This is a genomic window from Vibrio sp. 10N.222.52.B12 (genome assembly GCF_002875385.1).
Taxonomy (GTDB): Bacteria; Pseudomonadota; Gammaproteobacteria; order Enterobacterales; family Vibrionaceae; genus Vibrio; species Vibrio jasicida.
Genome location: NZ_MDAW01000115.1, coordinates 190,772 through 205,568, shown reverse-complemented (window position 1 = coordinate 205,568; position 14,797 = coordinate 190,772). Strand labels below are relative to the sequence as shown.

Genomic DNA, 14,797 nt, shown 5'->3' with positions numbered 1-14,797 from the left:
GGAATTACGCAACAAAGCCAGTACAAGAAGGTGAGTATTCAAACTAGACAACGATGCAGGTCGTTTAAAAAGCCCCAATACTGAATAACTGAGCCTGTATACACTCTCTATTTTGCTTCTAAGTTTCGGTATTTGGATTATATTGATAAGTAAAAAATGGTATAAATTACTTATTGTCGATAATAATTGAATGCTTATGAAGAAATACGAAGAATTAGTTCAAGATATCATCAGTAAAATTTGCCAAAACGTCATCGATGTGAAGTTACCATCTGAGCGTGAATTGGCGGAAAAGTACGATATTTCTCGTTTTTCGGTACGAAAGGCGCTGTCCAAACTTGAAGCGATTGGTATTGTTAAATCCAAAGTGGGTTCGGGTTATTTCGTTAATACCTCAATTATTGGTTCGCCACTCATCTATAATTCGGTTACTGAAAACAAATTTGGTGAGATTTCATACAAGAAAATGAAACTAAATAAACGTTTGCCGACTACGCACGAAATGCAGATGTTTTCTATCGAAGAAGATGAATATCTATGGAATATTAAACGTCTGCGATTAATTCAGGGTAAAGTGACACAGATTGAGGAAACAAAATTACCCGTAAGTATGTTTCCTAAAATTACCGATGAGATTATTGAAAGTTCACTACAGAAACACGTGTTATCTTTAGGTTTAGAAATCGACAGTTATTTAACTACTTATCAAGCAATTAATGTTTCTAAAGAAGATGCGGATTTATTGGGTTGTAAACGTAATAGTTCCGCGATGAATATTACTAATCGAGGATTCTTAAAAACAGGTGAAGTCTTTGTGGTGAGCGATATTATTGATATTAATTACCAGTGTACTTATCACACCAAGTTTAATCCCGAGAGTCTTAACTACCGAGATCAAAACGACCGCGAATAGCGGTCGTTTTTTTAGGTTTACATTTAACGTCGTCGCTAGGACAAACGAGGCATTAAGGCGTATGAATACTGCCGTCTGGTAAACGACTTTGCGTCCATTCGTGTGGGCGGTATTCAACAGGGAAGTCTTGTGCCGCTTCGCGATCCATCTCCACACCGATACCTGCAATTTCAGATGCGTATAGGTAACCGTTGATTGGCTCTGCTGCGTTCGGGAAGACGCGCTGTGTATTGGCTTTGTACTCTACATGTTCTTGAATCGCAGCGTTATGTAGATGCACATTTAAGTGAGTATTCACTGCGGCGCCAATTGGCGTCATATCAGGTGGGCAGTGCCAAGCAATACGAACGCCAAAGCTCTCACAGAAGTGACCGAGTTTCAGTGCTGGTGTGATACCACCGATTTGTGACACGTGGCAACGGATGAAGTCGACACGGCGATTGATGATCAACGCTTTCCACTCTTCAGGGTTGTTAAACAGCTCACCCAAAGCCAGAGATACGCTCGATTGGTTGCGAATATTATCCAACCATTCTGTCTGACTTGGCGGCAAAATATCTTCAATAAAGAACGGGTTATACTGTTCGACTTGTTTCGCGAATTGAATCGCTTGGTTTGGGAACAAACGCTCGTGTACATCATGAAGAATATGGAATTGCTTACCATATTTCTCACGTAGGTTTTTGAACATTTCTACCGTGTTTTCAATATATTGGTCTTGGTCGTAGTAAGAGCCTTGGGTTGGGTTTTGCGCCGTTTGAATATTTTCTGGCACACCGCCGTAGAAACCTAACTGACAACGAATATGTTGATAACCCTGTTCTAAGTATTTATCGACTTGCTCATACAAGCCTTCCATCGTATCGCTGGTGGCATGCGTATATACTTGAATAGCATCACGAGACTTACCACCAAGTAATTGATGAAGCGGCATGTTGGCTATTTTTGCCTTAATATCCCAAAGTGCCATATCAACACCAGAAATAGCATTGTTGATCACTGGGCCATTGCGCCAATATGCATTGACCATCATCATTTGCCACAGATCTTCAATATTATTTGCATCTTTACCAATTAATAATGGCCTAAGATATTCATCAACCATGGTTTTTACTGCCAATGGTCGTTGTTGGAATGTCGCACAACCGTAGCCCGTTACACCAGATTCTGTTTTTACAATAACAGTAATCAGGTTATGTCTGTCTGGCTTGGTAATCACGCACTCAATATTTGATATGGTATTTTTGTTCACTTCAAACTATCTCTAGTTAACAGGATTTATTTTATATAAGCGTGAAAAAATACAAATTACAAGCGGTAAATTATGCTTAAATTTAACTGGTTCGTTCCTGTTTTGAATTCGGCAAGAAAAACGAACCAATTGGCGAAAAAAGCCGAAAATTTAATTTTTAGCCGTTTTAATGTGAGTTTAATCACTAATTTGTCGATTGGATAAATACCTCCAGTAGCTAAGATGAGCGCAGTGAATGAGCAGACAAAGCACATAGGAAAGTATGATGCAATTGACACAAACAAACATGGCAACTGGCGATGCGTCGTCAGGTAAGGCAGACAGCTTTAGCATGAAACTACAAGAATTGGTCGCGGCCCTTGGCGGCAACGAGAACATTGCTAACATTACCCACTGCATGACCCGCTTGCGCTTCAAACTGGTGGACGAATCGAAAGCCGACAAAGCAAAACTTGAAGCAATTCAAGGCGTAAAAGGCGTGGTGCTTGGACAAGGTCAGACGCAGGTGATCATCGGTGTCGACGTTGAAAAATGGTACTTAGCCTTGTCTGGGGCAAGTGCAGCACCAGAAGATGCAGAAATCGAGCAAGAGAAAGGCAAGCTATTCCAAAACGCAATGCGCGTGGTGGCGGGCATCTTTGGCCCTGTCGTGCCAGCGATTGCGGGCTCGGGCATGTTGATGGGGCTGCTATCGGGCTTAATTGCGACCAACGTGATTTCAGAAAGCTCAGATACCGTTTTCTTCTTCCGTTCGATTTCTCTCGCGGTGTTCTTCTTCCTACCTATGCTGGTCTCTTTCTCTGCGGCGAAAGTGTTTAAAGTGAACGAATACATTGCGTTAGCAGTGGCTGCGGCGATGATGTCGCCAAAACTATTGGAAAAAGCGACCATTCTTTCTGAAGCTGGCAATGCACCGGAATTGAACGTATTTGGTGTGATTCCAATTGAGCTGCTTAACTACGGCGGCGCGATCGTACCTGCGATTCTAGCGGTTTGGGTGCTGTCCAAAATCACCCCTATGGTAGATAAGTTAGTTCCTGCTTCTGCCAAACCAGTATTCACGCCGCTACTTGCTTTCACTGTGACGTCGACTCTTGTGCTCTCTGTTGTTGCCCCTGCGGGGATGTGGCTAAGTAACGGCGCTGGTTGGGTAGTGAGCTCACTATTAGAGATCTCACCAACGCTGACCGGATTCGTGTTTGGTCTAACTCGTCCCATTACCATTGTGTTCGGTATTCACCACAGCATGACGCCAATCAGCTTGAATAACTTCGCGCTGTACGGAAAAGATTTGCTGATGCCAATTATGTGTCTGGGTAACCTAGGTATTGCAGGCGCGACGATGGCGATTTGGTACAAGCAACGTAAATACGCAAGCAAAGAGCAATCTTCAGTAACCGTAAGCTCGGGTGTGACCGCAATCCTTGGTATCACAGAGCCAGCGTTGTTCGGCGTACTGACTAAGTACACTAAAGCACTATTCATGGCGAGCTTGGCAACGGGTATCGTAGGCGCGATTTCTGTGACTATCGATACACACCTAACAAGCTACATCCTATCTTCGGTATTCAGCCTGCCAGCTTACTTGGCAAGTGGTACTCAGAACTTTGTTCAAGCGGTATTGGGTGTGATTGGCGTGTTTACGCTGTCATTCGCAATGACCATGATGTTTGTACGCATCGATAATAAATAATCCTCTCTTCTATCTATGTAGACCTGTCGTGTCCATCTGCGACAGGTCTCTTCAGCATGCTTAAAAGAACTGTTATGAAGACAATCGCAATACTTGGCGAATGCATGATCGAGTTTAACGGCAAGCCGTTTGGCGACATGCAGCAGACGTTTGGTGGCGACACCCTTAACGCGGCGGTTTACCTCAGCCGTTGCAGCCAAGCCTTAGAGGCATCACCGCAAGTGCAGGTGCAATACGTCACTGCCATGGGGACAGATCCACTGAGTGACGGCATGGTGGCGCGTTGGCAACAAGAAGGTGTGGCTACGGAGCTAGTCTTGAGAGACGAAACGCGCACGCCGGGCCTATATCTGATTCAGTTGGATGACCAAGGCGAGCGCACTTTTCTTTACTGGCGTAATCAATCGGCAGCGCGCTACTTGCTCCAACACGCTGAGTTTGAACGTGTGGCGGAATCACTCAATCAAGTTGATATGGTGTTTGTCAGTGGTATTAGCTTAGCGATTCTGCCTGAGCAAGATCGTATCCAACTGCTTGAGCTTTTGAGCCGCTTGCGAGCTACAGGCGTAGAGGTTGCTTTTGACAGCAACTTCCGTCCGGCACTTTGGCCGCAAGACCAAATGAAGACTGTTCAAACATGCTACCAAGCGATGTACCAGACTACCGACTTGGCGTTGGTCACTTTCGATGATGAACAGCTTCTTTGGGGGGATGCAACGGCGCACGACACAATCACGCGCTTGCAGAAGCAAGGGGTGAAAAATGTGGTGGTTAAGCTCGGTGCAGAGGGCTGTTTAGTCGCGGATTCAAATACATTTGAGCCTTATTCTGTGCCAACAACGCCCATAGACAATGTCATAGATACCACTTCAGCTGGCGACTCATTTAACGGTGGCTTCCTCGCGACTTACTTGTCGGGCGGCAACATCAAACAAGCGTGTATAAATGGCAATACCCTCGCCGGTACCGTTATTCAACACAAAGGCGCCATCATCCCACAAGCGGCAACCGATGCGGTGATTGCCCAGTTCAAGAAATAGATTTACAGGAAACAACATGTCGAATTTAAAAGCTCAATTGAAAGCGTTAAAAGTGATCCCAGTGATCGCCATTGATCGCGCAGAAGACATCATCCCACTGGGTAAAGTGTTGGCAGAAAACGGTCTGCCAGCAGCCGAAATCACGTTTCGATCCGATGCCGCTGTCGACGCGATCCGTCTATTGCGTGAAGCGCAGCCAGACATGCTGATTGGTGCAGGCACGGTGCTCAATCGTGAACAAGCTATTGCAGCTAAAGAAGCGGGGGCAACCTTTGTGGTTTCTCCGGGATTTAACCCTAACACCGTTAAAGCCTGCCAAGAGATTGGCATTGATATCGTACCTGGTGTGAACAACCCAAGTGCAGTTGAAGCGGCGTTAGAAATGGGACTGACAACATTGAAGTTCTTCCCGGCAGAAGCCTCTGGTGGCGTCAATATGGTGAAAGCACTGTTGGCCCCTTATGGTGATGTGGAAATCATGCCAACTGGCGGTATCAACCCTTCGAACATCAAAGACTACCTAGCCGTACCGCGAGTGCTGGCGTGCGGTGGTACGTGGATGGTCGATAAAAAGCTTATCGAAGCGGGTAAGTGGGAAGAATTGGCTCAGCTAACGCGTGAAGCGGTTGAGCTAGTCGCGAAGCAATCTGCTTAATTCTCGATATTCCAAATTTCCCTAACCGCGAGATTTACGGCGGTTAGGGAATATTCAAACAACAACAATAAATATTACTAAGTCTTTCTTTTTTCAAAAGAAGGGGCGGGACTTGCTGTCTCTAAAATCGGCACTTTTACACAATAAAATCTAATACATATAGGGTTAAACATGAACAAAGCACTGAAACTATCTCTGAGCGCCATCGGCGTATGCACGGCACTATCGGCAAATGCGGGCATCAGCATTATCGACAACGAAGAAGGTAACTTTTCTATCGGCGGCGACGTTGAATTGAACTTCAACTATCAAGATCGTGAGTCGAACGATTCTGGTGATCAAGAATTCAACCAAGATGGTCGCGTACTGATCGAGTTTGCAGGTGAGAAATTCACAAGCAACGGTCACTACGTCGGCGTGAAAGCTCAGCCTTTGTTTGAAAGCACAGGTGACGTAAACCTTGATGATGCTTATTTCGAGTTTGGTAAGAAAGACAGTTGGGCAATCAAAGCGGGTCGTTTCGAAGCGTATGACATGTTCCCTGTTGGTTTGGATGTGTTCTTAGAGTACTCAGGTGATACCTCTAACGAGCTTTACACCGATGGCTCGGCTTACACCTATCAAATGAAAGAAGCACGCGGTCGCGGATCTGATGGCCAGCTGATGTACAGCCAAAGCTTCGGCAATCTTTATCTGGAACTGAGTACCATGATTGGTGACCGTTCGGATCTTTTCCATGAAGGTACCGATGGCGGAACATACCACGGTCAAGCCATTACAAGCAGCAAAGATTCCTTCTTAGTACGCCCTGTTGTTGCTTATCAAATGGGTGATTTCAGCCTAGCAGCCTCGATGGAAACCAACCTCGTTTCTGATGCGGTGGTGACCGACCAAGGTGTTGATATTTCTGACCGTACTGGTTACGGCTTAACAGGTAACTGGACCAGCGGTGATTGGTCAGTGAACGCAAACGTGGCTTACCTAGATGCGGTGGATGAAAACAACTTCTCGACAGGGGTTAACGCACTGTGGAAAGGGCTAGGTATTGGTTACGTTTACGCGTTGAACGAATACGAAAACAAAGAGATCAAGGACTGGGCAGAAGGTGATGTGAAGGTATCTACGCTTTATGCTTCTTACGAGTTCACAGACGTACTAGAGGTAGAGAACTTCTCAGTGCTATTGGGTTCTTACTTCACAACCGTTACCAACGATCTTAGCGTGAACTCACCAAGCGAAGCGTTTAAAGAAGAAGATGATTTCGGTGCGCGTGTTCGCCTGTTCTACGAATTCTAATTTGGTCTAACGCAAGCATAGCAATAACTCAAAAGGGCACAGTCAGTGCCCTTTTTGAGATCATCAATCATGCGCTTTTGCGAGCTTGTGACTTATCGGTTTTATTGGTTTCAGTGGACTTTTCTTTCAGCGTCACTACTTCTTTTTCTGGGAGTTCTGCGGCCTCTCCGAAGAACTTACCACCCGCTTCGATACTCAAGTTGTTGCTCCAGATTTTGCCACTGACACGGCCTTTTGCTAGCACTTGGATGTGTTCAGCATGGCAGTTACCATCAAGTAGGCCATTGACGATCAGTTGTTTAGCGTAGATATCGCCTTTAACACGGCCGCTTTCTGCGACGACCAATGTCCCTTCGACGTGCAATTGGCCTTCGATGATGCCATCAACCTGAATATCGCTTTCTACTTTGAGTTCTCCGCTAACAGAACAGCCTTTGGCGATGAGAGTTGAAGCTGATGAGCCACTCGTTGTTCCACGGTTTTGATTAAAGATTCCCATCGTATTCTTCGCTCCTTGGTAAAGATGTCTTCAAAATTGTTGAGGTTCCAATCCACGAATGGCCTTGGGTTTACGGCTCTTCCAATAAATCTCACTTCATAATGAAGATGAGGACCAGAAGAGAGCCCGGTGTTACCAGAAATGGCGATGAGCTGGCCTTTTTTGACGAACTCACCAGTTTTGACTTTGAACTCTTTCAAGTGGGCATAAGCGCTCGAAAAGCCAAAGGAATGCTGTATACGCAGTAAGTTTCCATACCCTTTACTACTTCGGCGTGTGGTCTCTATTACGCCATCAGCAGAGGCATACACTTTGGTACCAGTGTTAACCGCAAAATCCAGTCCTCTGTGCATTTTTGTCTTTTTGGTGACCGGGTGAACACGCTTGCCAAACCCTGATGAAAGACGTGTTTTACCGACTGGAGAGCCGTTAGGGATCTGGTTGAGCATTACCATTCGAACATTAGACGTGATAGCTGCAGTATCAAAACGCGCATCCAAACTCTCAGTGTTGGATTCGTTGACGACACCGAGCACTTTCTCCAATTCGCCTAAACGTTCGGAGACCAACTGAACGCGCTCTTCTCGCTCTGAGAGGTCATTCTCAAGCTCTGACTTCAGAGCCTTTAGCTCACTTAACTCCTGACCCATACTGCGCGATTGCTCGGTTAACTTTGCTTGCTCAAGTACGGCGTCATCGACCTGAGAATAAAGATGATTGATCAAGATAGCGGTTGCGGTTAATCCCAAAATAAATGCCACCAAGCCCGTTTTAAAGTTGCGCTGCATGGCTTTGCTGAAGTACCAATGCTTAGAGCCATTGATGTTGGAAATAGAGATAGTCAGCTGATCTTTCATGGTGATTAATGGCGCGATAGACGTTCAACATTCGTTATTGATAGCTCTGACTTTAATTAAAAGTACGACCGTCTTCTAGAGGAGGAATCGACGAAAATGTCAGGTCGTGAGCTGTTTTCAGACAATAGAGAAAAATCGGTAATTGGATTTAATATTGCGTGGATTTTGGCCGATAGGGTATAGCATTTATGAAATTTTATTGAGTGACTTGCTAATAGTGTGGTCGCGCAATTTAACCCACTTCACGGTTCATCTTATAAATGTTGGATATCTTAAGAAATTGGCATTCAGCAAATTGATAACTCTGTTAGGCCGTTTATCATGGCATTGCAGATGAATAAATGCCGAAAATTGTCATCCTTCCCAAGCATTTATTCGGGGCTTAATGCTCACTCAAACCAATCTGTTGGTTTGAGGAAATAAAACTAAGACAACGGAGTTGGTCGTGAAAAAATTATTATTAGCTACTGCAGTGGTCGCAGCAGCCGGTGGTGCCGCGTATGTGTACCAAAATAACCTTGCCCAAGGTGAATCTTCAAGCTCGCTACTTGCTCAAGTTCCAGCTGATACCTTGTTGATCACTTACCAAACAGAACCTTTCAATCACTTCGAGTACATGAACGCTTTCGGTACATCACAGCAGCCACCTATGTCGGAGCTGTTTGCGGAAGAAGAGCTGACGTCTGGTCTCAAGTTTGCCGTCAATTTCTTAGATGCGTACATGGCAGCAGCCTCTTCCCCTGAGAATTTAAAAGCCTTCTTGGGTACCGGTGATATGGTCAACCCAATCATGTACACCCTAGGTCTTGTACCTGTTTATAAAGTGCAGTTGGAGAACCCTGCAGCGCTTTGGAAAACACTGGATGAGCAAGAGCAACTGGCGGGTATTCAACATGAACTTGTGAAGCTCGATTCCGTGGAGTTCCGCCGCTACGAGTTGACAGATTCGCAAGATCCACAACTGGGCATTGGTCTTGCGGTGGGAGTGGTTAATAACGTACTGACCGTGACTTTCGACATTCCAGAGCTGGGTGTTGAAAACCCACTTAAACTGGCATTTGGTCTGGAAGCTCCTAAGAGCAGCATCGTTGACTCTGGCCGTCTAGAGGCAGTGCAAACTAAGTACGGAATGAACAACAACTCGTTTGGGATTTTCGACATTCGAGAAATCATTAAAGGTCTAACGACACTTGATGGCAACAGAATGGCACGCCAACTTAAGAATGTCGATTCTGACCCGACTTTAGAGCAACTGCGTTCTCCGGCGTGTCACACTGAGTTCACTCAAATCGCTGAAAACTGGCCACAAATGGTCGCGTTTGCCGAGTACAGTGCGGGTGACGACAAAGCTCGCCTCAACGGTAGTTTTGTTGTTGAATCGAAGAACCAAGTGATCCTTGAGGCGCTGAAATCTATGCGTGGCGTGCTGGCAGAATCCAACGGTGAAAAAAGCATGTTTAGTGTGGCATTAGGCCTAGACGTTGCTACGTTGGCGCCTGCGATTGGTAAGATCTGGACAGATTTAACCACGCCAGAATACCAATGTTCAATCCTAGCGCAAGCGCAAAATGACATGCGTGGCCAAAACCCAGCTCCGGCGATCAGCATGGGCGCGGGTATGGCAAATGGCCTAAAAGGTTTAAGCATGGAAATGTTCGGTCTTGATGTGAACATGAATGGCCAGTACGGACCTGAGCTAGGTCAGCTGGATGCGATCTTCTCTATCTCAGCGGACGATCCAAACATGCTGCTGCAAACGGCACAAATGTTCATGCCTGAACTGGCTCAGATTCAAATCCAACCTGATAACCAACCAGTGAACATCGGTGGTCTGATTGAACCATACGCAGGTAAGCCGATGGACGTGTTTGCTCGTCTAAACGGTAGTCACCTAACGCTTTACAGCGGTGATGCATCAGCAGCAGCGAGCGAGAAAGTCATGGCTCAGCCGCTAACGGCAAATGGTCTATTGAGCTTCACTATGGATTCGGACCGCGTACTGGAAGTGATTGAAACAGCGTCAGAAGTGTCTGGCGAGCCAGTACCGGAAGACGTGAAGATGAGCCTACAAGGTGAGCTTATCGGTGGTATGTCTTTGGACGTAACCAAAGATGGCATTGCGTTTGACTTCGATTACACAAGCTCAACCAAGCCACAAGTGAAGGTAGCGCAGCAATAAGCGTGACTCACCGGCTTCAATCTCGAAGCATTTCTTCATAATCAAAAGGCGACTTCAGTGTCGCCTTTTTTGTTTTTCTCGCGACAGCCCTTCAATGTCTTCTCTTTCATTCAAAAGTAACCATCAAATAAGATCTAAAAAAATCAGTGGGATGGATCTTTTCTTCTTATCAATGATCAAATGTATCTTTACTAAAACTGTACGGTACAGTACAGTTTGTAAAAATCATTAAGTTGGGTTTCAAAAATGAAGAAGAAAGTCATTGCGTTGTCGCTTGTTATTGGTTCGTTAGTCGCTGCAGGTTGTGCGTTATACCAACCTAATACGGTGACCACCGATAACGCTTATGTTCACTCGGATGTGACGGCGATTTCTCCGGAAGTCGGTGGGCAGGTAAGCCAACTTTTTGTCGAAGATAACCAGTGGGTCAGCAAAGGTGCGCCACTGTTTTCGATTGATGATGAAGATTTCATTGCCAACCAAGAAATCGCGAAGTCAGCGTTAGATGTCGCAAAGGCTGCACTGACGGCAAACCAAACCAAAACCGAAATGCAGCTGGTAAAGATCGAGCAGGCGAAGCAGGGCATTTACAGCGCAAATGCTAACGCGGAACATCAAGCGGCGGAGTTCAAACGTCTTTCACGCTTGGTACAAAAACAGTCGGTGAGTAAGAACCAATTTGAAGCGCAAAGAACGCGTTCTATTGAAGCAAGCAGCAATCTTGAAACTGCCAAGCTAGCACTAGCCGCTGAACAGAAGCAGCTCGATGCGCTAGTAACAGAAAAGATGCAGCTAACCGCGCAACGCAAGCAAGCAGAAGCGAACTTGAGACTGGTAAATATCGCCCTTGAGCGAACCATCGTTCGAGCGCCATTTGATGGTTATGTGGCAGACAGACAAGTGCAAGTAGGTAAGTTTGTTCAACCGGGCATAGGTTTGATTGTGATGGTGCCGGATTACGTTTGGATTGAGGCAAACTTCAAAGAGACTCAACTAGAGAACGTCGCACAAGGGCAAGATGTAGAAGTGGTGTTAGACATGTTCCCCGATCATCCGTTGCATGGTCGTGTATCTTCAATTACCCCTGCAACAGGCGCGCAGTTTAGTCTGTTGCCACCGCAAAATGCGACCGGTAATTTTGTGAAAGTAGTACAGCGCGTGCCAGTGCGTATTGAGTTGGATATCCCACAAGAGCTGAAACAGCGCATCTACCCTGGCTTGTCGGCTGAAGTGTCGATTGAGACCGCAACGCAAGGTTAGTCGTCATGAAAACACGTTCACCATTGCTGATTTTCGCGCTGTTTGCCATTGCGGCTTTTGGGATCAATTCGGTTATGTTTACTGAGTTGTCCCACGAGATGGCAGCCACATCCGGTTTATCTGTAGATGAAGTCGAGCTAGTGAAAATCGGCTTTATGATCACTCAAGTGTTGGGGTTTATGTTTACCCCTATCTTGGTGCGTAAGCTTGGTACGTCATTGCCATTGCATTCTGCATTGCTGGTGGGTTTGGGAACGAACCTTGCGCTCTATTGGATTGGTCAGCATGCGTTGTTGTTCACGCTGACTTGGTTAGTAAGCGGCTTTTTCATGAGCATGTTGTTGGTGGTGGTGAACCTTTATCTACTCAATACCTTTGAGCAGCGCTGGTTGCCTGCAATTATTGCGCTGACACTGATCTTCTCAACACTGTTACCAATGGGCGCTTATCCGTGGTTGGTGGCTGAGATTGTCGAAGTGTTTGACTGGTCGTTTCTGAATGTTGCCTCGGCTTGGTTGTACTTTTCAGCTCTAGTGATGATCGGCGTATACAAACTTCAGGCGATTGAGATTGAAACCAAGCCAAAGTCTTCAGGTTCGGTGTACCTCGTACTCGCGTTAACGATGAGTTTGGTGGTGTTCCTACTAATGCGCGGCAGCTACTACAACTGGTTGGATTCAGACTGGTTTGTACAGGCTTCTTCTGTCGCTGCGGCACTGGTTTTGTTGGCGGTGTATCAGTTGGTGAAAACGCGCCAATTGGATACTGCGTCGATGCAATTGCACGGTAAGTTAAAGACCAACGTGTTTATGTATAACGCCTTTCTTGCGGGCTTTGCCGTGATGGCAAGTACGGTGCTGTTTGCCAACTTCCTAAAAATGGCGATGCACTATAACAGCCTCAATGCGGGCTATGCACAGTTGCCATCGTTTTACGCCATGTTGGTTGGCATGCTGGTCAGTGTGTTGGTGTATTACTTCCGCCGTCCGCTGGCGGATGCAGTGGTACCTTTTGGCGTGCTGATGATCTTATTGTCGGTGCACGAGTTCAGCCAATTACCAAGCTTTGTTGGTACAGAGTCACTACCCATCCCAATGCTGCTGCGCGGTTTTGGTGTTGGCTTGTTGAATGTGTCGGTGACGATTGCGGTGTTGATGTATTTCCAAGTAGGGCAGCGCTTAGAAGGCATTGCTAACTTCTATCTGTTCCGAACCATGGGCGGAGTGATTGGCGGGGCGTTTTTCTCTCGTGTGATTCAAAGCCACAGCGCGCAAGCATCGGGCGAAATCGGTCGCACTCTGGACGGTTCAAACCATGTGTTTGCGGCGTATGAACAGGCATTGAGCAGCGCGATTCTGACTCATGGCCGCTTACCTAATCCGGCACTTGGGATGAGCCAAATTAGTGCGGTTGTGAAAGAGCAAGCTACGACATTAGCACTGAGTAATTCGTTGGTGATGTTTATTGTCTCTATTTTTGCGCTTGCGCCAATCTTGTTGATTGGTAAGAAACTGGCCGCAAAACAAGAAGCGCACTGAGGTTATGTAAACAGAACAAATAGCCAGCCAAGCAACTCGGTAACTAAGCCGTAAAAGAACAAAGGGAGCCAATGTGCTCCCTTTGTTTTTTAGTTTTGAGGTTCTTATCGCTGATAAAGTTTAAGGAACGCCGTCACCGCTTTTTGTGTGTGCGAATCCAATTCCTCATCGCTTAAGAAATCAAAGCCCATCAGTGCCATGTTCTGGTAATCCATTTTGATCAGCGCGAGTAGCTGACCACAAGCTAAATCGGCATCGTCGATGTTAAGTTGCTGGCTGATGGTGTCGGTTTTTAGAAACTCAATTAAGTATTGATGAATGCGCTGCGGCCCAGTTTGCCAAAACTGATTTGGTACCGAGTCATGTTTGTTGAAGTCGGCAGAGATGATGCGATAAAGCGATAGGATTGGGTTAGAGCAAATGCCGCGTAGATACTTCTTCGCGAAGTCTTCTAAGGTTTCTCTCAGAGGTTCATCCTGTTTATCGGCAAGTTGGAAAACGGACTCTAGGCTGATCTTGGTGTTATGCGCGAGCACTTCAACAAACAACCCTTCTTTGTTGGAAAAGTAACGATACAGGGTCTGTTTTGAACCACCACAAATTGCAACGATTTGATCGAGTGACGTGTCCTTGTAACCCTGTTCAATAAACAGCTCGGTTGCCACTTCGATGATTCGAGTTCTTTTCTTTTCAGTAGATGCACGCATAACTAAATCAACTTAAATAAAACTGTTCAGTACAGTATCATTATTGCCGCCGAGACACACCGCTTTTCCGTGTTTACCGCTTCTTCATTGACCAAAATTAAAAAAGGCGACACGAGGCCGCCTTTGGAATCAGATTGGGTTACGTTAACGTCGGTAGTACAACGAAATACGGTTGCCGTTAATCTCTTGCACGATAAATGGAATCTCGTAAATATCGCTCAGCACGTCGGCATCAATCACTTCTTCAACCAAGCCCGCTTTGATGACTTCACCAAGTTTCATCGCCACGATGTGGTCGGAATAACAAGATGCAAAGTTGATGTCGTGAATCACGATTACTACGGCTTTGTTCTTCATTTCCGCAAGCTTGCGTAGCGTACTCATGATGTCGACGGAGTGCTTGATGTCGAGGTTATTCAGCGGCTCATCCAAGAAGATGTAGTCGGTATCTTGCGCCACCACCATAGCAATAAACGCCATTTGACGCTGACCACCCGACAGCTGGTCGATAAAGCGATCTTTCAAGTGGTCGATTTCCAGATGCTGCATTGATTCATCAATGATGCGGTGATCTTCTTCTGTCAGACGACCTTGCGAGTAGGGGAAGCGACCAAACGCCACCAAATCACGCACCGTAAAGCGCATGTTGATGTTGTTTGACTGGCGCAGCACTGATAGGCGCTTTGCCAAGTCTTCTGTGTTCCATTGGTCAAGCGGTTTATCACCAATCACGACGCTACCAGCATCGCTTTCTGTTAGTCGGCTTGCCATAGACAGTAGGGTACTTTTACCCGCTCCGTTAGGACCAATAATGCTGGTTACTTTACCAAGTGGAAAAAGGGCATCGGCGTTTTTTACCACGTATTTTTCGTTGTATTTTTTGCTAAGACCTTGAATACGGATCATGT

13 protein-coding genes are annotated in these 14,797 nt (G+C 46.0%); 8 read left to right on the top strand and 5 right to left on the bottom strand.

Annotated features, from left to right (window positions below):
* The first annotated feature begins 196 nt into the window (after positions 1-196).
* On the top strand, positions 197-913 hold the full coding sequence (locus BCT11_RS11885) for a GntR family transcriptional regulator (RefSeq protein WP_042605141.1): 717 nt from the start codon (positions 197-199) through the stop codon (positions 911-913).
* Between the two features lie 52 nt (positions 914-965).
* Here BCT11_RS11885 and BCT11_RS11880 read toward each other — a convergent pair whose 3' ends face one another.
* Positions 966-2,165 carry an enolase C-terminal domain-like protein gene (locus tag BCT11_RS11880; protein WP_042605142.1) on the bottom strand — a complete coding sequence of 400 codons (1,200 nt, stop codon included), beginning with the start codon at positions 2,163-2,165 and terminating at the stop codon, positions 966-968.
* 286 nt (positions 2,166-2,451) lie between these two features.
* On the opposite strand from BCT11_RS11880, the gene BCT11_RS11875 reads away from it, so the two are divergent.
* From BCT11_RS11875 to BCT11_RS11860, 4 genes are all read left to right on the top strand, one after another.
* Complete coding sequence (locus BCT11_RS11875) at positions 2,452-3,858, top strand: PTS transporter subunit EIIC (RefSeq protein WP_227742621.1); 1,407 nt, start codon at positions 2,452-2,454, stop codon at positions 3,856-3,858.
* Positions 3,859-3,932: 74 nt separating this feature from the next.
* Positions 3,933-4,898, top strand: a complete 966-nt coding sequence (locus BCT11_RS11870; protein ID WP_102388394.1) for a sugar kinase — start codon at positions 3,933-3,935, stop codon at positions 4,896-4,898.
* A gap of 16 nt (positions 4,899-4,914) precedes the next feature.
* A complete protein-coding gene (locus BCT11_RS11865; protein WP_042605145.1) occupies positions 4,915-5,553 on the top strand; it encodes a bifunctional 4-hydroxy-2-oxoglutarate aldolase/2-dehydro-3-deoxy-phosphogluconate aldolase in 639 nt (212 codons plus the stop codon).
* Positions 5,554-5,724: 171 nt separating this feature from the next.
* Positions 5,725-6,849, top strand: coding sequence for a carbohydrate porin (locus BCT11_RS11860; protein WP_038882156.1), 1,125 nt, complete (start codon positions 5,725-5,727; stop codon positions 6,847-6,849).
* A gap of 67 nt (positions 6,850-6,916) precedes the next feature.
* Here BCT11_RS11860 and BCT11_RS11855 read toward each other — a convergent pair whose 3' ends face one another.
* Positions 6,917-7,348 (bottom strand): polymer-forming cytoskeletal protein, encoded by a 432-nt coding sequence (locus tag BCT11_RS11855; protein ID WP_081009280.1) that lies wholly within the window; start codon positions 7,346-7,348, stop codon positions 6,917-6,919.
* Positions 7,252-8,205 (bottom strand): M23 family metallopeptidase, encoded by a 954-nt coding sequence (locus tag BCT11_RS11850; protein WP_042605147.1) that lies wholly within the window; start codon positions 8,203-8,205, stop codon positions 7,252-7,254. Before BCT11_RS11850 ends, BCT11_RS11855 begins: the two co-directional genes overlap by 97 nt.
* A gap of 445 nt (positions 8,206-8,650) precedes the next feature.
* Between BCT11_RS11850 and BCT11_RS11840 the strand changes: the two genes are divergently transcribed.
* From BCT11_RS11840 to BCT11_RS11830, 3 genes are all read left to right on the top strand, one after another.
* The gene (locus BCT11_RS11840; RefSeq protein WP_102388393.1) at positions 8,651-10,384 is read left to right on the top strand and encodes a hypothetical protein; all 1,734 of its coding nucleotides are present in this window, start codon (positions 8,651-8,653) and stop codon (positions 10,382-10,384) included.
* A 246-nt stretch (positions 10,385-10,630) separates the two neighbouring features.
* Positions 10,631-11,644: an HlyD family secretion protein gene (locus BCT11_RS11835; protein ID WP_102388392.1), complete on the top strand. Its 1,014-nt coding sequence runs from the start codon at positions 10,631-10,633 to the stop codon at positions 11,642-11,644.
* A 5-nt stretch (positions 11,645-11,649) separates the two neighbouring features.
* A complete protein-coding gene (locus BCT11_RS11830) occupies positions 11,650-13,182 on the top strand; it encodes an MFS transporter (RefSeq protein ID WP_102388391.1) in 1,533 nt (510 codons plus the stop codon).
* Between the two features lie 104 nt (positions 13,183-13,286).
* Here BCT11_RS11830 and BCT11_RS11825 read toward each other — a convergent pair whose 3' ends face one another.
* Positions 13,287-13,889, bottom strand: coding sequence for a TetR/AcrR family transcriptional regulator (locus BCT11_RS11825; protein WP_042605150.1), 603 nt, complete (start codon positions 13,887-13,889; stop codon positions 13,287-13,289).
* Positions 13,890-14,033: 144 nt separating this feature from the next.
* Positions 14,034-14,795, bottom strand: coding sequence for an ATP-binding cassette domain-containing protein (locus tag BCT11_RS11820; protein ID WP_005434322.1), 762 nt, complete (start codon positions 14,793-14,795; stop codon positions 14,034-14,036).
* Between the last annotated feature and the right edge of the window lie 2 nt (positions 14,796-14,797).